The following is a 19,273-nucleotide window of genomic DNA, read 5'->3' as shown; positions in this document are numbered from 1 at the left end:
CCCCCGCCAGCGCCGTGCTCGCACCCGTGAAACGGAGACGCCCGTGACGCCCAAGGCCCTGCTCGCCTCCGCGCTCGCCACCACGGTGCTGCTGGCCCCGTGGGGCGCCGTCCCCGCGTTCGCCGGGGACGATCCCGCGCCGACCGGGGGCGTCTTCTCCCCCACGTACCGGCACAACACCTTCGAGCGTCCGGCCGCGGGCAGCGCCTACACCCTCGCGGAGTGGGAGAGGGACGGGTGGTACGCCCCCAGCGCCAGGGGCCTGGAGGACCGCGCCGTGATCGACGACTCGGTGCCCGCCCACGGGGGCGACCAGTCGCTGCGCGTGTCCTATCCCGAGGGGGAGATCGGTCCGCGGGACTCCGGCGGGCTGGCGCCGTTCCGGCTCACCCCGGCACGCGAGTACTACCTGTCCTTCTGGGCGCGCTTCGGGGCGGACTTCAGCTGGGGGACCACCTCGTTCGGCGGGAAGCTGGGGTTCGGGCTGGCGGGCGGCGCGGGGTGCTCGGGCGGGGACGTCTGCACGGGGGAGAACGGTTACAGCTCGCGCGTGATCTGGCGCCGCGACGGCAGGGCGGAGCTGTACTACTACCACATGGACAAGAAGGGCGAGTTCGGCGACTCCGAGCCCCTGCGCGTCGACGGGGGCGTCGTCCACTACCCCCGGGGCGAGTGGGTGCACATCGTCCAGCGGGTCCGGGTCAACACCGTGACCGACGGCCGGGCCAACCCCGACGGGGAGATCGAGGTCCTCTACGGCGGCGAGTCCGCCGCACTGGTCACCGGTCTGCGCCTGGTGAGCAACGAGGACCTGGTGGAGAAGGCCTACCTCTGGTCCTTCTTCGGCGGCTCCACCGAGGGGTTCGCCCCGGCACACGACAGCTACGTCTGGTACGACGACCTGAAGGTGTCCACCTCGCGCGCCGACATCTGCGAGCTCGGCGGCTGCGCCTGACCTTCGGTGTTCCTCCACAGGCGGAGGGCGGGCGTTGTCAGCGGTGGGACGCCCCGGAGGGACTGGAAGACGGGGGCCCACGTCACCCCGCGCGTCGCCGTGCCCGCACACGCCCGGCCCCCGTTCCACCGCCCGGCCCCTTCCCGCGCCAGCCCCCTTCCCGGGAGCGCCCCGGCGGTCGTCCACAGGTGCGAAGTCGTGGTCGTTCCACCCCCGCCCATGCCGCAACCTGGTAATAGGGGAGAAACGGTGAAGACACCGATACCCCCGTCGAGTCGTCCCGTGACCGCCGTCCGCTACATATAGGACGTGCGGTGCGTCCGAACTCCGTTCGGGCACATCCAGCGCGGTCCCGCCGTGCCGGTGCGGACCAGCACCGGTGCGGACCAGCGCCGGAGCACACGCGGCGACCGGGTTCCGCGGCCCGGGATCGCGTGGTGACGGGGCGGGGCGCCCTCCTGGGCGACCTCGCTGGCGACCGCGCTATTACTCGCTAGTAACATAGATGTCGACCCCCGGTGTGTGGCGCACCGGACGACGAAGCAGGATGGGAGGCCACGGACGATGCTGTACCTGACACTGGGCATCATCACCTCGGTCTTCGCCGTGGTCGCGTTCACCATGTTCGCTCTGAGCATCCGCCAGATCGTGCGAACCGTGGGTGTGGGCCGCTCGGTGGAGCCGGAGCGCAAGGGGCCGTTCGGACAGCGGTTCACCATGGCGCTCATCGAGATCATCGGACACGGGCGGATGCTCAAGCGGCCGTGGATCGGTGTCGCCCACTGGTTCGTCATGGTCTCGTTCCCGCTGTTGGTCTTCACGGTGATCGAGGCACAGGGCGAGGTCTTCGACCCGCACTTCAAGCTGCCGATCATCCACGACTGGGCCCTCTACGGCCTGGCCATCGAGGTCATCGCCGCGGCCAGCCTCGCCGGTATCGTCGGCCTGACCGTCTACCGCCTGCTCAACGGGCCCAAGCGTCTCGGCCGCCAGTCCCGGTTCACCAACTCCCGGCACTGGACCGCGTACTACGTCGAGTCCTACCTGTGGCTCCTGCTGATCTCGATCTTCGTGATCCGCGGGTTCAAGTCCGCCATGGGCGACTTCCCGTTCCCGGCCTGGGCCACGCCGATCTCCACCGGCCTCGGCGCGGTCCTGCCCGGCGATCCCGCGATCGCCGAGCCCGCCATCGCCCTGGTCGCCGCGTTCAAGCTGGTCATCAGCTACCTGTTCTTCGTGGTCATCGCCCGCGTGCTCACCATGGGCATCGGCTGGCACCGCTTCCTCGCGCCGGTCAACATCTACTTCAAGCGCAACGCGGACGGCGCCCCGTCCCTGGGCGCGGCCAAGCAGATGATGGACAAGTCGGGCACCAAGCCCCTCGACTTCGAGGAGGCCGACCCCGACGAGGACCCGTTCGGCGCGGGCAAGCTGGAGGACTTCACCTGGAAGGGCCTCCTGGACTTCACCACCTGCACCGAGTGCGGACGCTGCCAGTCCCAGTGCCCGGCCTGGAACACCGGCAAGCCCCTCTCACCGAAGAAGGTCATCCTCGACCTCCAGGCCCACACCTACGAGAAGGCCCCGTACCTGCTCCAGGGCATCACCGAGGAGACCCTCGCCGAGAAGCCCGACGAGAGCCACGCGGGCGTGGACGTCCTCTCCCTCCTCAACCGGCCGCTGGTCGGCACCGAGGAGGAGAACGGCGTCATCCACCCCGACGAGCTGTGGGCCTGCACCAACTGCGGCGCCTGCGTCGAGCAGTGCCCGGTCGACATCGAGCACATCGACCACATCCTCGACATGCGCCGCTACCAGGTGATGGTCGAGTCCAACTTCCCGTCCGAGGCCAACACGCTCCTGAAGAACCTGGAGAACAAGGCCAACCCGTGGGGCATGGCCGAGGACCGGCGCATGGACTGGATCGAGGAGCTGGCCTCCCAGGAGAACCCGGTCGAGGTCCAGGTCGTCGACGACAAGCTGCCCGAGGACACCGAGTACCTGTTCTGGGTCGGCTGCGCCGGCGCCTTGGAGGACCGCGCCAAGAAGACCACCAAGGCCATCGCCGAACTGCTGGACATGGCGGGCGTGAAGTTCGCCGTCCTGGGCGGCATGGAGGCCTGCACCGGTGACCCCGCGCGCCGCCTGGGCATGGAGTACGTCTTCCAGATGCTCGCGCAGCAGAACGTGGAGACGCTGAACGAGGCCGGTGTCACCAAGATCGTGGCCAGCTGCCCGCACTGCTTCAACACCCTCGCCAACGAGTACCCGCAACTTGGCGGCACCTACGAGGTCGTGCACCACAGCCAGCTCCTGGCCAAGCTCGTGGAGGAGGGCAGGCTCACGCCGGTCAACTCCGTGGAGGAGAACATCACCTACCACGACCCCTGCTTCCTGGGCCGGCACAACAAGGTGTACACGCCGCCGCGCGACATCATGGCGCAGGTGCCCGGCGTGAAGACGCAGGAGATGCACCGCCACAAGGAGCGGGGCTTCTGCTGCGGCGCCGGTGGTGCCCGCATGTGGATGGAGGAGCGGATCGGCAAGCGCATCAACACCGAGCGTGTGGACGAGGCGCTGACCACCAACCCCGACACCGTCTCCACCGCGTGCCCGTTCTGCCAGGTCATGCTCGGCGACGCGATCAACGAGAAGAAGTCGCAGGGCGAGGCGAAGGAGTCGCTGGAGGTCGTGGACGTCTCCCAGCTGCTGCTGCGTTCGGTCCGGGACGAGGCGCCCAAGGAGAAGACCGAGGCCGCTGACGCCCAGGGCTGACGCCCGGGGGCACGAGGTCCTTCGAGGGGCCGGTGCGCCGACCGTCGGGTCGGCGCACCGGCCCCTCCGTTTTCCCGGTCCCGGTCGCCGACCAGCCGGGAGGCCACCGGGAGGGAGGAGATCCGGACGGCCGCCCGCTCCTCGCGCGGATGACATTTGTCAGTGCGCGTGCCGGGAGGTTCCACACCGGTAGCCGGTGACAACGGACTCTGTGCCGCGGCACCCCTGATGCGGGATTCTCGTACGCATGACGACGACAGCGAACACCGCGGCGGCCGACCAGGGTCGACAGGACACCACCGGCCCGGCCGTGGTCGTCCGTGATCTCCGCCAGCACTACGGCGACTTCGAGGCGGTCAAGGGGGTCTCCTTCGAGATCCGCCCCGGCGAGCTCTTCGCCCTCCTCGGCACCAACGGTGCTGGCAAGACCACCACCATCGAGACCATGGAGGGCTTCCGCCGCCCCAGCTCCGGCAGCGTCCGGGTCTTCGGCCTCGATCCCCACGGCCAGCCCAGCGGCGTCCGCGAGCGCACCAACGCGGTCCTCCAGGGCAGCGGCCTGCTGGACGACCTCAGCGTCGACGAGACCATCGGCCTGGCCCACGACCTGGCCGCCAACCCCCGGGACACCGCCGAACTCCTGGACCTGGTGGGCCTGTCCGACAAGGGCGGTGTCGCGGTCCGGCAGCTCTCCGGTGGCCAGAAGCGCCGCCTGGACCTGGCGCTGGCCCTGGTCACCCGGCCCGAGGTGCTGTACCTGGACGAGCCCACGACCGGTATGGACCCCGAGGCCCGGCACGAGACCTGGCAGATCATCTCCGGCCTGAAGAAGCACGGGGTCGCGATCCTGCTCACCACCCACTACCTGGAGGAGGCCGAGCGGCTCGCCGACCGGCTGGCGATCATGCACCGGGGCGAGGTGAGGGTCGAGGGCACCCTGGCCAGCGTGCTGGCGGGCTGGGGCGACCGGGTGAGCTTCCTGCTGCCCGAGGACGTGCGCACCGGCGACCTGCCGGAACTGCCCGAGGCCGAGATCGCCGTGGAGACCCGCGACCAGGCCCTGTGGGCCACCTACACGGCCATGGGCGGTGACGTGGCCGACCGTGCGCACCGCACCGTCGCGGCGCTCATCGCCTGGGCCGCCGAACGCGGGATCACGCTCCAGCACCTCCAGGTGCGCGGCGCCTCCCTGGAGGACGTCTTCCTGCGGGTCGCCGACGGCGCCGCGGACCTGCTCACGGACTGACCGGCATCCTCCCCACCCGTCCCCCCACAGACCTTCGAGGAACACACATGACCACCACCGCCGCGGCTCCGGAGCGGTCCAGGCCCACCATCAGCCGGACGAAGCAGGTACTGCGCCTGACCAGGACCGAGTTCACCCTGTTCGTGCGGTACAAGACCGCCTGGATGTTCCTGTTCCTGCCGCTCTTCCTGGCCTTCGTGACCCTCCAGCTGCCCAACGACGAGGTGATCCCCGGATTCGGAGCGGCCGAGCTGGCCATGATCGCCTCCATGGGCACCATCGGCCTCATCCTCGGGGTCGGGCACCCCTCGAACGTGTTCACCGCCCGGCGAGAGTCCCTCGTCCTCAAGCGGTTCCGGGTGAGCGGTGTCCCCCAGTCGGTCATCTTCGGCGCGGTCATCGGGGTTGTGGTCCTGTTCTCCCTGGTCATCGCCGCCCTGGTGGTGGGGTTGGTCTTCGCGACCTCCGGTGGGACGCTTCCCCGGGACCCGCTGATGCTGGTCGTGGCCGTGATCCTGAGCGGCGTCATGTACTCCCTGATGGGTCTGCTGGTCACCCCGTTCGTCCGCAACGCTGAGGCCGCCCAGATGGCGGCGATGGTGCCGATGATGATCCTGCTCTTCACCGGCGGCGGAGTCATCCCGCTGGAGTTCCTGCCCGAGACCGCACGCCAGGTCATGACCTTCGTCCCGTCGGTTCCGGCCGGGGAGATGGCGCAGGCCGCCTACACCGGGTACGACGCGTTCGGCGGGTTCGGGAGCGCGGAGGAGAAGGGCTACCTCGGGCTGTGGGTGTCCGCACTGCCCTCGCTCGGTGTGCTGCTCGCCTGGATCGCGGTGCTCACGCTGCTGGTGCGCAGGTACTTCAGGTGGGACCCCCGCCAGCCCTGACCGGGCGCGGGAGGGCCGGGGGGACCGGGACGGAGGTCCCCCCGGCCCGTACGCCGGAGAAGGGCCTGTGGACGACCGTTCCGAAGGGAACGGGGCCTTCTAGGGTGGTGGTGACGCGGCCGACGGCGGCCGCGGAGGAGCCGACGCCGCGGCGGGGCGAGGGGAGGTGTGACGGGTATGGGCCAGACGGCCGTTCCGGTACCCGAGGCCACGGGCACCGGGTCCGCTGACACCGTCACCGACCCCACCGCCGGAGCGGGGCCGGGCACCCGTTTCGCGCGCAGGGTGCGGATCGCCTGGTGGGTCATCGTGCTGTCGTTGGCGTGGTTCACGTTCACGCTCCCCCTGATGCCGCTCACCGAACTGGCCATGTACGGGCTCCCCCAGGAGTTCGGCGGGAGCGGGCGGTATCCGGTCTGGCCCTCCGCGGCGGCCACCGCGCTGACCCTGGTCTGTTCGCTGGCGGCCTTCTGGATGGCCTACTCCCGGGTGAACGGAAGGAGGGTCGCCCCCTGGATCTTCTGGGGATCGCTCGTCCTGATCGTCCTGGCGTGCGGCCTCATGCGGAGCAGCGGTTACGCCTTCTTCCTCTGCGGTGGTTGGTGGGCCATGGTGGTCCTGGCGGCGCCCCGGGGACGCGCTCTCCACGTCACCCTCGCCCTGACGGCGCTGTCTCCGCTGCATCCTTTCGTCTCCCCGGGGGATCCGCCCCTGCTCTGGCTGGTCTTCGCCTGGCTGATGGCGGTCCTCTGGTCACTGACGGTCTCGGCCGGCTGCCTGACCATGGTCCGGATGTGGGACGTCATCAACGACGCGCGGGAGGGGCACCGGGCCCGGGCCCGGCTGGCGGTGAGCCAGGAGCGGCTCCGGTTCGCCCACGACATGCAGGGCGCGATCGGAGAGGGGCTGACCACTCTCGCGGTCAGGGCCAGACGGGCCGAGCTGCTGGTGGAGAGTGACCCGGCGCGCTCGACGGCCGAGATCAACGAGGTGCACGAACTGGCACGTCAGGTGCTCCAGCAGGTGAGGTCGGCGGTCAGCGGTTACCGGGACATCGACCTCCACGAGGAACTGGCGTCGGTCAGCGCGGTCCTGCGCGCCAACGGGACGGCCACCACCGTCCGCGGAACGGAGCACCTGGACCGGTTCGCGGACGTGGCCGGGACCGCCGCCTGGGTGGTGCGCGAGGGGACCACGAACGTCCTCAGGCACAGCGACGCGCGCCGCTGCCGCATCTCCTTCCTGGAGGCCGTCGAGGCGGGGCGGAGCGCTCTCGTGGTGGAGGTGCTCAACGACCGCGCGCGGGGGGGTACGGAGGGTGAAGGCTCCTCCGCCAGTGGTCTGGGAGGGCTCTCCGAACGGGTCTCCCGCGGAGGTGGGACACTGTCCGGGACCCGTACGGCTGACGGTGGTTTCCTGCTCAGAGCCGTTCTCCCCCTGCCCGGCGGATCCCGTCGCCCCGAGGAGCCACGTTGAACGCGAAGGGCATGGCCCACACCGCCGCCGACCGTGACGGCGACCGCAGGGTCCGCTTCTCCCGGACCGTCATCATGTTCTCGGTGGGCTTCACGTCGCTGCTCGTGGTGGGTATTCCCCTGGTCGACGTCGTCACGGCCGTGGCGATGGACTGGCCGCTGTGGCGCTCCCTGGTCGGCGCGGCCGCCTCCGTGCCGATCGCCGTTCTCCTCATCGTGCTGCTCCGGGGCAGGCTGGACGGAGACCGGAACCCGTCCCCGAAGGCCTACTGGGTCTCCCTCGGCCTGCTCGCGGTCGTCGCCGGGTGCCTCCAGGAGCCGATCAACACCATGTTCCTCCTGGCCGCGTGGTGGGGGACCGGTGTCTTCCTCGCTCCGCGCCGACGCGGCACCTACGTCACCGTCGCCCTGCTGGTCCTGCCCTGGCTCCTCGTTCCGCTGTACGGGTTCGAGGAGTTCCACCCGCTCTTCTACCTCCTCGTGTGGATCGGGATGATCCTCTGGGCCCTCATGCTCGCCGGGGCCTCGCTCTCCATGATGTGGCTGTGGGACGTCAGCCGCGAGGCCGTCGCCGGGCAGAGGGCCCGCGCCCAACTGGCGGTGAGCGAGGAACGGCTCCGGTTCGCCCGGGACATGCACGACCTGCTCGGACACAGCCTCTCCGCACTCGCGGTCAAGGCCCAGTTGGCCGGGAGACTCGTGGAGCGGGCACCCGACCGGGCCGCCGCGGAGATGGCCGAGGTGCAGGTACTGGCCAGACAGGCGCTCCAGCAGGTGAGGTCGGCGGTCAGCGGCTATCGGGAGGTCGACCTGGACGGGGAGGTCGACGCCGTGCGCGCGGTGCTCGACGCGGGCGGTACCAGGACGGTCACCACGGGGCTGGAGGGGTTGGAACTGCCGTCGGAGACCGCGGCCCTCGCGGCCTGGGTGGTGCGTGAGGGCGGTACGAACGTCCTCCGTCACAGCGAGGCCACCGAGTGCCAGATCGGTTTCACCCTGACCCGCGACGCCCCCGTGGGCCCCAGGGTCCTCGTGGTGGAGGTGTTCAACGACCGTGCCCGGGACAGCGACCGGGACGGCAGGGAGTCGGGGAACGGGCTGGCCGGTCTGTCCGAACGCGTCGCCATGGGCGGAGGCACCCTCTCCGCCACCCACACACCGGGGAGGGGTTTCCTGCTCCGCGCCGTCCTCCCGCTCTGAACTCCTCCGCGGCTGGTAGCGGCCGCGGAGGCGACGAGTACGTCAGCGCGACGGGACCTCCCGGCCCCCGGAGGACGGGGCCCGCCGCGGCCGGTGTTCCTCGGGGGGAGCGGGTCTCCCGGGGCGGGGAGAGGCGCCCCTCAGACGTACCAGGGGGCGAGGGGCAGGGGAGCGGCCCACAGGGGGTGGAGGCCGGGGACCTCGCGGGGCGCGGGCAGCACCGTCGGAGGCAGCCGGGGCCCGGCCGGAAGCGGATCGGTGGACCACGCCCGCCGTGCTTCCGGCTTCTCGTCGCCCGGTTCGGAGGGGCCGCCCAACCCGAGGACCCGGTCGATCTCCGCGGAGCTGAGCGGGCGGTCGGCGTCGGCCACCGCGATGAGCACCTCGGCGTACAGCTCGATCTCGTCCAGCGCGACGTGGTCGTGGAGGTGGTCACTTCGGCGCAGGTCGAGGCTGTCGTTCACGTGGACTCACCCCCTGGGACAACGGTGTCGCGGCAGGACGAGGCACCCCCGCCGGAGCGGTGCGGGTACGGGTGCGACGGGCCGTTCCCACGCGGGCGTGAGGGAGTACCAGGCTACGCACCGGCGCGTCCAACGCGCATGACCCGTGAGGACCAGGGAGGGGGTCACCCGGGTTAGCCAGGCGTGAGCCCCTCCCTGGTGGGCGCGGTGCTTTCGGGCCACCGTGCCGGTGCCCCCGCCCCTTCTTTCGTCGCTACTTCTGGTGGGGACCCAGCCGCGCGGGCCGCCCCTGAGGCGGCGACCGTGAAGGTCCACCCTCAACCTCGTTCGTCGTGGGTACAGGTCAGGGCCCACGCGTCACGCCAGAAACGTTTCCGGCCGGCTCCGTCAGCTCCAGGTGACGTCCTGGTGCTGGACGGCGAGCGCGGCATAGTGCGCCGGAGTGTGCTGGAGCACGAGCCGGTCGTCGTCGTTCAGTTCCCGGATCACCTTGCCGGGTACGCCCGCCCACAGGGTGTCCGGCGGAACGGTCTTGCCGGGTGGGACGAGCGAGCCCGCGGCGACCAGTGCCCCCCGGCCGACGCGCGCGCCGCCCAGGACGATCGCGCCGATGCCGATGAGCGCGCCCTCCTCCACGACCGCGCCGTGCACCATCGCCTTGTGGCCCAGGCTGACGTCGTCGTGCAGGACCGCGGGCTCCCCGGGATCGGAGTGCAGTCCGCACTGGTCCTGGATGTTGACCCTCTCCCCGACGACGACGTCCTCGCTGTCGGCGCGCAGCACCGACCCGTACCAGACACTGCTCCGCGCCCCCAGGCGTACGCGGCCGACCACCACCGCGCCGGGGGCGATCCACGCGCTGGGATGGATCTCGGGTCGTCCGAAGTCCGCGCCGCCCACGCGCGGTACCGAGGGTCCGTTCTCCGCGCGGCCGTCCGTCGCACTGCCCATCCTGTGGCCTCCCTGAGTCCTGTGGCGCCGGGGGCCGGATCAGCGGGAAGTTGACCGCTCTGCCCCCGTACGGGGATGATCGCGCATACCTTAGTAAGAACGTGACCGGGGTCCGCACGGCGATGTACCAGTCGGGGATCTTGACGTGGTTGCGCCGCGCGTGTCTACCTTGGTCGCCTGGACGATGTCCACAGCGGTGACGCTCCGCTCCCGACCGGTGCCCCCGAGCGGCCGGGCCGGTGCGAAAAAGGACACCCTCGGGCGGATGTCGTTAACAGGACCCGACGGGTGTCGTTGTGACAATGGGTACGGGTCGACTCGCGCCTTCTGCGACGTGCAGTCAAAACGGTGTAAGGACATGAAAGGCACATGAGCGATATGTTGCCGGGTGGCGGACTGCAGCAAGACAGGTTCCCGACGATGCGCAAGGGCGGCTACGACAAGACGCACGTCGATGACTACGTGGTACGGACGGAGAACCAGCTCCGGAGCAACCGCGAGCGTATGCAGCGGTTGGACGACGATCTGGAGCAGTACAGGCGTGAACTCGCCATCGCTCACGAGAAGGCGCAGGTCAAGCCTGAGCACGAGCAGATCAGTGAGCGCATGGCCGAGATCCTGCGGATCGCCGAGGAGGAGGCCAAGGAACGCCGTTCCAGGGCCGAGGCCGAGGTGAAGGAGTCCGAGAAGCGGGCCCAGGAGGAGATCGCCAAGTACCGCAAGGACGCCGAGGAGCACGCCGAGCGGATCCTGGCCTCCGCGCGCTCGGAGGCCACCACCATGGTCGACAGCGCCAAGAAGGAGGCCGACCAGCTCCGCGACCAGGCCAGGCAGGAGGGCGACCGCCGTCTGAGCGAGGCCGAGGCGCGCGCGAAGAAGATCCACGACACCGCGGACCGCAGGCTCGCCACGCTCACCGCCACGCACGCCGAGGCGCTGCGCCGCCTCAAGGACATGCACTCGACCCTGGCGGACCTGGTCGCGGCCGAGGACAGGGCGGGCGCACTGGAGACCGGCCTGTCCCGCGAGGAAGCGACGCCCACGCCTGACAAGGACGCCAAGCAGGGCAAGGCCAAGCCCGCCGCGTCCGCCGAGCCGAAGGCGGCCAAGGCTCCCGAAGACGGTGCCGACGGTTCGCGTCCGGTGCCCTCCCGGCCGCAGGCCCGGACCGAGGCGGCCGAACCCGCTCCGGCCGCCGCCGAGCCCGCTGAGGGGGCCGGCGCCACGATGCCTCCGCCCCAGCAGGAGCAGGACGAGGCGACCGTGCGGATCAAGCCGGTGGCCAAGCCGGAGCAGGCCGGACAGAGCGCGGCCGGAGCCGCCGCCCAGCCCGGGAGGGAGGACGGTGCCCAGGCGCAGGCCGCTCCCCGCCCTCCGCAGGGAGCCCGTTTCTCCGGCCCCGCACCGGAGGAGAACCAGCAGCGGCCGCAGTCCGGTCCGCAGCAGTCGCAGGCCGGGGCCCAGCAGTCGCAGTCCGGTCCGCAGCAGTCACAGGCCGGGGCCCAGCAGGGCCAGTCCGGTCCCCAGCAGAGCCAGGCCAAGGACCAGGAGGCCGGCGGCGACCCGGGCATCACCGGTGTCTACCGGCGTCCGGAGTCCGGGCAGAACCAGCCGCCCAAGGGTGACGACGGCGTCCGGGTCATCCGCAAGCCCTAGACCGTGTCCGGAGGTCGTGGCCCGTCGGTCCCACCGGCCCCGGAACGGTTTCCGGGGGCGGGCACCGTCCCCGCCCCCGGTGTTTTGTGGTCGGATGTAGGGTGACGTCCGCCTTGTCGCAGGCTGTCGGCTACGATGCCGACAGCCATGATTATCCGCGCGGCCATTCGGTCGGACCTCGGTGCGATTCTGCGTCTCCTCAGGGAAATCGGCGACACCACCCACACGCAGAGCGCTCACGTCCGCATGTCCTCCGCCGCCGTGCGTGCCTGGACGCGGATGGAGAACGACCCCGACCGCACGGTCCTCGTCGCCGAGCAGCGCGGCCAGATCATCGGCACCCTCGACCTGCTGGTGGTGGCCAACCTGACCCATGACGCCCAGCCCTGGGCCGTGGTGGACAACCTCGTGGTCGATCCCCTGGTCCGGCGCCGCGGCATCGGCCGGGCGCTCATGGAGGACGCGCTGGACCGGGCGACCGGGGCCGGGTGCCACAAGGTGGAGCTCCTGTCACACGGGAGCGGGCAGGGTTTCCACCAGTTCTGCCTCGCACTGGGCTTCGACAGCTCCACCGAGGGCTTCCGCCGCGGCCTCTGAGCCGCGGGCGTCAGCGCCCTCCCCGCGGGCCGCCGCGCAGCGGTGTCCCCCTCATGAACACCACGGTGACGAGCCCGATCGCGGCGATCGGGATCCCCGCCAGGAACACCCCCTGCATGGCGTGGTCGAAGGCGCCCACGATCACGTCGCGGACCGGGCCCGGCAGCGAGTGCACCAGTTCGGGGGAGCCCTGGGCGGACTCGGCGGCGTCGGCCAGCCCCACCGACAGCTCCGCGGCCCCCGAGTCGACACCGGCCCCGGCGTCGGCCGCCGCCCGTGCCCGGGCGTCGGCGGAGGCCTGCGCCAACGCGGAGTCGAGCCTGCCCACCATCACCGCGCCGAACGCGGCGACACCGGTGGCACCGCCCAGGTTGCGGAAGAAGACGACGGAGGCCGTGCCCGCGGCCATGTCGGAAACGGGCAGGGCGCTCTGCGTGGCCAGGAGCAGGATCTGCATGCACAGGCCGAAACCGAGGCCGGCCATCACCTGTCCCGCGACCACCGTGGTCAGCCCGGGGTCCAGGTGGGCCTGTCCGAGTGCGGTGAACCCGACCAGGCACAGGGCCATGCCGACCACCGGGTAGGCCTTCCACCGGCCGCTGCCGCCCACCGCGTAGCCGGAGCCGATCGAGGTGGTCAGGAACGACGCCACCAGGGGCAGCGTCATCAGCCCGGACACGGTCGGCGTCATCCCGTGGACCATCTGGAGGTACTGCGGCGTGTAGATGATCAGGCCGAACATCATCATCCCGACGCAGACCGACCCGAGCGAGGCCAGCACGAACGTGCGGTCGCCGAACAGGCGGGCCGGGATGATCGGCTCCCGCGCCCGGCGCTCGACCACCACCGCGGCGGCGGTGAGGAGGACGGCCGCCGCGCCCAGGGCGTAGGACAGGGAGGAGTTCCAGGGGATCTGGGTTCCGCCCAGGCTGAGCAGGACGATCACGGTGCTGGCCGCGCCGAAGACCAACCCGGCGCCCAGCCAGTCCACGGGCGCGTCCCGGCGGGGGACGAAGGGCATGGTGAACATGAACTGGATGACGACGAACGCGAACACGGCCAGCGGCACGGTGATGAGGAAACACCACCGCCAGCCGAGCGGGCTGTCCACGAGGAACCCGCCCACCAGCGGTCCGAGGACGGTGGACACACCGAACACCATGCCGATGAGTCCGCTGTAACGGCCGCGTTCGCGGGGTGTGACCACGTCTCCGAGGATGATGTTGGGCAGCGTGGCCAGGCCGCCGACGCCCAGCCCCTGGAGGGCGCGGGCCGCGATCAGCCAGTTGATGTCCTGGGCCAGGCCCGCCGCGACCGAGGCCACGATGAAGACGAGCAGGGCCAGCTGGAAGAGGAGCTTGCGCCCCCAGATGTCGGAGAGCTTGCCCCACACGGGGGTGGAGGCGGTCATGGTCAGCAGCGCCGCCGTGGCGACCCAGGCCAGGCGGTCCTGGCCTCCGAGCTCGCCCATGATCGTCGGCAGGGCGGTGCCCACGATGGAGTTGGTGAGCATCGAGGTGAGCATGGCCAGGACCAGGCCGACCATGATGCGGTGCACGACGCGGCGCGGGGGCAGCGGGGGCGTGCCGTCGTGGGGAGCTCCCTCGGGGGCGGTGCGCGCGGGAGCGTCCGTGGTGGCGGCCCCCGGGGATCGGGTGGAGGGATCATCGGAGGTCTCGGTGCCCGCGGCCGGATCGGCGCCCGTGCGCTCCGGTTCGGTCTCCCCACGCAACGACTGTTCCACGCAAGCCCCCGATCGCGGACGCACGAAAGGCCCCGCGGCGCTCTGCCGGGGGCGTCATGCTCCTCCAGGTATATGTAAACGCTGTTGACCTGTCAAATCGATATCTCTCCGCACGTTTCGGTATGCGTCGGTTCGCCAGGGGTGCCAACCTGGAGTTCTGGAAGCCAGACCGCAGCCGCCAAGGGGTGTGCAGATGGATCATCCGGAGGAAACCGGAGGCGACCCCGGGCCGACGCGGGGGCGTGAGGCCACGAAGGCGCGCATCCTCGCCAGTGCCAAGGAGCTGTTCACCAACGAGGGGTACGGCTCCGTGTCGTCGAGGATGATCGCCTCGCACGCGGGGGTCAACGTCGCGTTGATCAACCGCTACTTCGGCGCCAAACGCGGGCTGCTGACCGAACTCCTGCGCGCGGACGGCGTCTTCCCCGGGCTGATCGAGGGCGATCCGGCCACGCTCACGCGTCGGCTGGCCGAGCACGCGGTGAGCCGCCTGCACGGCGAGGGCACCGCGCTCCAGCGCGCCCTGGACGACTCCGCGGGCGACCCCGACCTCCAGAAGGTCTACCAGGGGCGGATCACCACCGCGATGATCGATCCGCTGACGGCCTATCTGGGCGGGGACGACGCACGGGCGCACGCGTCGTTGATGTCGGCGGTGATGCTGGGGCTCACCCGGGTCCGACTGGTCGAGGGGGCGACGGCGCTGCGCGCGCTCGACCGCGAGCGGCTCACGGACCGGCTCCAGGCGCTGCTGGACCTGTGCCTGGACGGTTTCGGGGAACCGGAGGACGACGGGGAGCCGGGTCGGGGGTGACCCCGGGCCGTGAGCGCCTCCGGGGCCCGGCAGCGGTTCGAGGCGCGTTTTGCCACACCGGCAAAGAACATTGCGTGCCGCGGACGCGCTGGGAAGAGTGGGGCGCGGAGGTGGTCGACATGGCCGGTGAACCGATGAGGGACCCCCTGCCCGAGGACATGGGTGAGGAGTTCTGGAACGAGCGCTACCGCTCCCAGGACCGGATCTGGAGTGGGAAGCCCAACCGCCACCTGGTCTCCGAGGTCGCGGACCTGGAGCCCGGCCGGGCGCTGGACGTGGGCAGCGGCGAGGGCGCCGACGCGCTCTGGCTCGCCGAGCGGGGCTGGCGGGTGACCGCGCTCGACATCTCGACCGTGGCGCTGGAGAGAGCGGCGGTCCACGTCCGTGAGCGCGGTGGGGAGGCGGCCGAGCGCATCACGTGGACCCAGGCGGACGTGACCCGGTGGGACCCGCCCGAGGCCGCGTTCGACCTGGTGACGGCGCAGTTCATGCACCTGCCTCCGGAGGCTCGGGCGCGGTTCTTCCCGGCGCTGGCCGCCGCGGTCGCACCGGGGGGAGAGCTCCTGGTCGTCGCGCACCACGTCCGCGACCTGGAGGAGGGCGTGCCGCGCCCGCACAACCCCGAGCTGTTCTACACGGGGGACGAGGTGGCGGCGGCTCTGCCCGAGGGGGAGTGGAGCGTGCTGGCCGACGAGATCCGCACCGGGACGTCCGTCCTGGGCGGGGAGCCCCGCACCGCGCACGACCTGGTGGTCCGTGCCCGCCGGAACGCCTGACCGGCCGTACGGCCCGGACCACCGGTGACGAGCCGCCGTCAGTCGCGGAGCTTGGCCACCACGTCGATCTCCACGAGGATGTCCGCCAGGTCCGACCCCACGGTGGTGCGCACGGGGTAGGGGGCACTGAAGTGCTCCTCGTACACGGCGTTGAACTCGGGGAAGTCCGCCTTGAGGTTCTCCAGGTGGACGGTCGCCTTCACGACGTCGTCCAGGGTCAGCCCGTGCTCGGCGAGCACCGCGGAGACGTTGGCCAGCACCTGGGCGGTCTGCTCGCCCACGGTCGTGGCCACCCGGCCGGTTCCGGGCTCCTGCGGGCCGAAGCCCGCGGTGTACAGGAACCCGCCCGCGACCACCCCCTGGCTGTACGCGCCAGCCGGGGCGGGGGCGTTCTCGGTGCGGACCGCCTTCTTGGACATCCGTGGACTCCTTCGCTGGGTGGTGACGCGTGCACGGTCCCGTGCCGGTGCACGGGCGGCCACGTGCCCATTTATTGGCAACAAAGTTACCAATTATCTTCCGGGAAGCGTATCTTGGGTCACACCGACACCCGGGCGGCGGCGCGCCGCCCGAAGGGATCGGCACGTCGAACGGAGGAACAGTGCAGCCCGAGACCGTACTCACCGGCGGACGGGTGGTCGACGGTACCGGCGGACCCTCCCGCCGTGCCGACGTCGTCCTCCGCCACGGCCGCGTCACCCACGTCGTCCCTGCCGGGAGCGCGCGCACCACCGGTGCCGTCGTCGACGTGGACGGGCTCGTGGTCGCCCCCGGCTTCATCGACATGCACTCCCACTCGGACCTGGCCGTCCTCGCCGATCCGGCGCACGAGGCCAAGACCCTCCAGGGCGTCACACTGGAGGTCCTCGGACAGGACGGACTCGGCTACGCCCCGGTCACCGACGACACGGCCGGGGAACTCCGCTCCCAGCTCGCCGGATGGAACGGCCTCCCCGACCTCGACCACTCCTGGCGCGGCGTCGGCGGGTACCTCGACCGGATCGACGCGGGCGCGCCCGTCAACGCCGCCTGCCTCGTTCCCCAGGGCAACGTCCGCATGGCCGTCCTCGGCAACGAGGACCGCCCGCCCACACCCGCCGAGCTCGACCGCATGCGCGGGATCGTCGCCGAGGGCATGGCGGACGGCGCGCACGGCCTCTCCGCCGGACTGACCTACACACCCGGCATGTACGCCACCGACGACGAGATCACCGCCCTCCTCGAACCCGTCCGCGCCGCGGGCGGCTACTACTGCCCCCACCATCGCAACTACGGTTCCCGGGTCGTGGAGTCGTACCAGGAGTGTCTGGAGATCGCCCGCCGCGCCCACGTCCCCCTCCACCTCGCGCACTGCCACGTCAACTTTCCGCAGAACCGCGGACGCGCCCCCGAGGTCCTGGACGCCATCGACGAGGCCACCGTCCGCCACGGCCTCGACGTCACCCTGGACAGCTACCCCTACCGGGCCAGCGCCACCCACCTCGGAGCGCCGCTGCCCAGCTGGGTCCAGACCGGGGGCACCGCCGCCACCCTGGAACGCCTGCGCGACGCCCCCACCCGCGCACGCGTCCTGCGCGAGATCGAGACCGAGGGCACCGACGGCAACCACGGCGTCCCCATGGACTGGTCGGCCATCGTCGTCACCGGTGTCGCCGACCCCGTCCTGTCCTGGGCCGTCGGCTCCTCCGTCGCCGACCTCGCCGAGCGGCGCGGACGCGCACCCGGCGACCTCTACATGGATCTGCTCGTGGCCGACGAGTTGCGCAGCGGCTGCCTGCTCCAGGTCGGCAACGAGGAGAACATCCGCACCATCATGCGACACAGCTCCCACACAGCCGGAAGCGACGGCATCCTCGCCGGAGCCAAACCGCACCCGCGCGGCTGGGGCACCTTCCCCCGCTACCTCGGCCACTATGTGCGTGAACTCGGCGTGCTCACCCTGGAGGAGTGCGTCCGCCACCTCACCTCGCGGCCCGCGCGTAGACTCGGGCTCACCGACCGGGGCATCGTCCAGGCCGGCGCGATCGCCGACCTGGTGGTCCTGGACCCCGACACCGTGGCCGCCCGCGCCACCTACGAGGAGCCCCGCCTCGCCCCCGAGGGCATCCACCACGTCCTCGTGTCGGGGGAGTTCACCGTCCGGGACGGCCGTCGCACCGACCGCCTGCCCGGCCGATCCGTCCGGAGGAACCGTCGATGAGCGAGCACCCGGCCCCCACGGGAGGCGAGCCCACGAGAGAGACCACGGGGACCGACGTCGTCTGCGTCGGCGAGACCATGGCCGTGCTGGCCTCCGCCGAGGCGCTCGCCGCCGGAACGAAGCTGGTGGTGGGCACCGGCGGCGCGGAGTCCAACGTCGCCGTTGCCCTGGCCCGCATGGGACACGCCTCCTCCTGGGTCAGCCGCGTCGGCGACGACCCCTTCGGCCGCATCGTCACCGAGGACGTCGCCCGGTTGGGCGTGGACGTGCGCGGCGTGGAGGTGGACCCCGAACGCCCCACCGGCCTGTACGTCAAGGACACCGGACCCGGTGGCGCGGGCGTGCTGTACTACCGCGCCGGTTCGGCCGCGTCCGCGCTGTCGGCCGCCGACGCCGACAGGGTCTGGTCGCTCGGTGCCCGTGTGGTCCACCTGTCCGGTATCACCCCGGCGCTGTCCGCGCGTGCCGCCGCACTCGTGGAACACCTGCTGGACCGGCGGAACGGGAACGGGGCGCTGCGCTCCTTCGACGTCAACCACCGGCCCGCGCTGTGGCGGCCGAGAACCGCCGCGCCGGTGCTTCTCGACCTCGCACGCCGCGCGGACGTGGTGTTCGTGGGCCGGGACGAGGCCGAACGGCTGTGGGGCACCCCGACGGCCGAGGACGTGCGCGCCGTGCTGCCCGAGGTCCCGGTGCTGGTGGTCAAGGACGCCGAACACGGCGCCACCTGCTTCGACGAGGACGGCCCGGTGTTCGTGCCGTCTCCGCCGGTGGACGTGGTCGAGGCGGTCGGCGCGGGCGACGCGTTCGCCGCGGGGTTCCTGTCCGGCCTGCTCGACGGCCTCTCCCCGGAACGGCGGCTGCGTCTGGGCCACGCGGTCGCCGGTGCGGTGCTGTGCTCGCCCGGGGACACCCTGGAGGACCTGCCCGAGGGCGTCGCCGACATCCGCGGCACCGTGACGGGGTGACCGCCCGGTGCCGTCCCCGTGCCTCCGAGGGCCGTTTCCGTGCCTTCCGGCGCCGTCTCCGTACCCGTGCCCTCCGCGACCGGGGCGGTCAGCCGATGACGATGGCGCCGGCGAGGACCGGGTCGCCGAAGCTCACCGAGCCGTGCCCGGAGGCCAGTGCGCGGCTGCCCTGACAGCTCGTGCCCGCGAAGAGGGCGAACTTGACCTTGCCCTCCGTGGCGATCGCGGTGACGCCGCCCTGCCCCGTCTTCAGGGCGCGGCAGCCGCCGTTCTCCACGGTCTGCTGGTATCCGGACTCGAAGGTGACCTGGACCGGGCAGGCCTGGTCCTGTCTGCTCGACAACCCGGCGATCGCTCCGGCGATGGTGGCGGACATGGTGGCGAGGTTCGCAGGACGGATCGGCACGGTAGCTCCCCTTCTCTGCCGGACTCGCACGGGCACGAGGGCTTCTGGCGAGCGCGGAGTTGGTTACTCTGTGTCATTTAGCTACAGGTTCACGCGAACCGAGAGGAGCTTCGGCGGAGTGTCGGCGGATTTCTCCGGCCGGTCCGCTCACAGCAG

At 71.4% G+C, this 19,273-nt stretch carries 17 protein-coding genes; 12 read left to right on the top strand and 5 right to left on the bottom strand.

Annotated elements, in window-relative coordinates:
* Window positions 1-43: 43 nt before the first annotated feature.
* From D455_RS0104245 to D455_RS0104220, 6 genes are all read left to right on the top strand, one after another.
* On the top strand, window positions 44-955 hold the full coding sequence (locus D455_RS0104245; RefSeq protein WP_017569523.1) for a polysaccharide lyase: 912 nt from the start codon (window positions 44-46) through the stop codon (window positions 953-955).
* A gap of 564 nt (window positions 956-1,519) precedes the next feature.
* On the top strand, window positions 1,520-3,730 hold the full coding sequence (locus D455_RS0104240) for a heterodisulfide reductase-related iron-sulfur binding cluster (RefSeq protein ID WP_017569522.1): 2,211 nt from the start codon (window positions 1,520-1,522) through the stop codon (window positions 3,728-3,730).
* 247 nt (window positions 3,731-3,977) lie between these two features.
* Window positions 3,978-4,976 carry an ABC transporter ATP-binding protein gene (locus D455_RS0104235; protein ID WP_017569521.1) on the top strand — a complete coding sequence of 333 codons (999 nt, stop codon included), beginning with the start codon at window positions 3,978-3,980 and terminating at the stop codon, window positions 4,974-4,976.
* A 47-nt stretch (window positions 4,977-5,023) separates the two neighbouring features.
* Window positions 5,024-5,866, top strand: coding sequence for an ABC transporter permease (locus D455_RS0104230; protein WP_017569520.1), 843 nt, complete (start codon window positions 5,024-5,026; stop codon window positions 5,864-5,866).
* 177 nt (window positions 5,867-6,043) lie between these two features.
* Window positions 6,044-7,342 carry a sensor histidine kinase gene (locus tag D455_RS0104225; protein WP_017569519.1) on the top strand — a complete coding sequence of 433 codons (1,299 nt, stop codon included), beginning with the start codon at window positions 6,044-6,046 and terminating at the stop codon, window positions 7,340-7,342.
* Window positions 7,339-8,541, top strand: a complete 1,203-nt coding sequence (locus tag D455_RS0104220; protein WP_017569518.1) for a sensor histidine kinase — start codon at window positions 7,339-7,341, stop codon at window positions 8,539-8,541. The genes D455_RS0104225 and D455_RS0104220 overlap by 4 nt, the downstream gene beginning before the upstream one ends.
* A 140-nt stretch (window positions 8,542-8,681) precedes the next feature.
* Here the strand turns inward: D455_RS0104220 and D455_RS29155 are convergent, their stop codons facing one another.
* On the bottom strand, window positions 8,682-9,005 hold the full coding sequence (locus D455_RS29155) for a hypothetical protein (protein WP_017569517.1): 324 nt from the start codon (window positions 9,003-9,005) through the stop codon (window positions 8,682-8,684).
* 387 nt (window positions 9,006-9,392) lie between these two features.
* Entirely contained in the window at window positions 9,393-9,956 is a 564-nt protein-coding gene (locus D455_RS0104210) for a gamma carbonic anhydrase family protein (protein ID WP_017569516.1), read from the bottom strand.
* Between the two features lie 378 nt (window positions 9,957-10,334).
* Between D455_RS0104210 and D455_RS0104205 the strand changes: the two genes are divergently transcribed.
* Window positions 10,335-11,612, top strand: coding sequence for a coiled-coil domain-containing protein (locus D455_RS0104205; RefSeq protein ID WP_026122301.1), 1,278 nt, complete (start codon window positions 10,335-10,337; stop codon window positions 11,610-11,612).
* A 147-nt stretch (window positions 11,613-11,759) separates the two neighbouring features.
* Window positions 11,760-12,209, top strand: a complete 450-nt coding sequence (locus tag D455_RS0104200) for a GNAT family N-acetyltransferase (protein ID WP_026122300.1) — start codon at window positions 11,760-11,762, stop codon at window positions 12,207-12,209.
* A gap of 10 nt (window positions 12,210-12,219) precedes the next feature.
* Here the strand turns inward: D455_RS0104200 and D455_RS0104195 are convergent, their stop codons facing one another.
* Window positions 12,220-13,953: an MDR family MFS transporter gene (locus D455_RS0104195; protein ID WP_026122299.1), complete on the bottom strand. Its 1,734-nt coding sequence runs from the start codon at window positions 13,951-13,953 to the stop codon at window positions 12,220-12,222.
* A gap of 193 nt (window positions 13,954-14,146) precedes the next feature.
* Between D455_RS0104195 and D455_RS0104190 the strand changes: the two genes are divergently transcribed.
* Together D455_RS0104190 and D455_RS0104185 are read left to right on the top strand one after the other, a co-directional pair.
* Window positions 14,147-14,767 carry a TetR/AcrR family transcriptional regulator gene (locus D455_RS0104190; protein ID WP_017569512.1) on the top strand — a complete coding sequence of 207 codons (621 nt, stop codon included), beginning with the start codon at window positions 14,147-14,149 and terminating at the stop codon, window positions 14,765-14,767.
* Window positions 14,768-14,886: 119 nt separating this feature from the next.
* A complete protein-coding gene (locus D455_RS0104185) occupies window positions 14,887-15,543 on the top strand; it encodes a class I SAM-dependent methyltransferase (protein WP_241480155.1) in 657 nt (218 codons plus the stop codon).
* 38 nt (window positions 15,544-15,581) lie between these two features.
* Here the strand turns inward: D455_RS0104185 and D455_RS0104180 are convergent, their stop codons facing one another.
* The gene (locus D455_RS0104180; protein WP_017569510.1) at window positions 15,582-15,962 is read right to left on the bottom strand and encodes a RidA family protein; all 381 of its coding nucleotides are present in this window, start codon (window positions 15,960-15,962) and stop codon (window positions 15,582-15,584) included.
* Window positions 15,963-16,144: 182 nt separating this feature from the next.
* Here D455_RS0104180 and D455_RS0104175 point away from each other — a divergent pair, with 182 nt between their 5' ends.
* Entirely contained in the window at window positions 16,145-17,743 is a 1,599-nt protein-coding gene (locus D455_RS0104175; protein WP_017569509.1) for an N-acyl-D-amino-acid deacylase family protein, read from the top strand.
* Window positions 17,740-18,711, top strand: coding sequence for a sugar kinase (locus D455_RS0104170; RefSeq protein WP_017569508.1), 972 nt, complete (start codon window positions 17,740-17,742; stop codon window positions 18,709-18,711). The genes D455_RS0104175 and D455_RS0104170 overlap by 4 nt, the downstream gene beginning before the upstream one ends.
* Window positions 18,712-18,799: 88 nt before the next feature.
* Here D455_RS0104170 and D455_RS0104165 read toward each other — a convergent pair whose 3' ends face one another.
* Window positions 18,800-19,117 carry a hypothetical protein gene (locus D455_RS0104165; RefSeq protein ID WP_017569507.1) on the bottom strand — a complete coding sequence of 106 codons (318 nt, stop codon included), beginning with the start codon at window positions 19,115-19,117 and terminating at the stop codon, window positions 18,800-18,802.
* Window positions 19,118-19,273 lie beyond the last annotated feature (156 nt).

The sequence above is a fragment of the Nocardiopsis halotolerans DSM 44410 genome (assembly GCF_000341065.1).
Classification (GTDB): domain Bacteria; phylum Actinomycetota; class Actinomycetes; order Streptosporangiales; family Streptosporangiaceae; genus Nocardiopsis; species Nocardiopsis halotolerans.
Note: the sequence above shows the minus strand (reverse complement) of the source record. Positions and strands in the feature narration are given on the sequence as shown.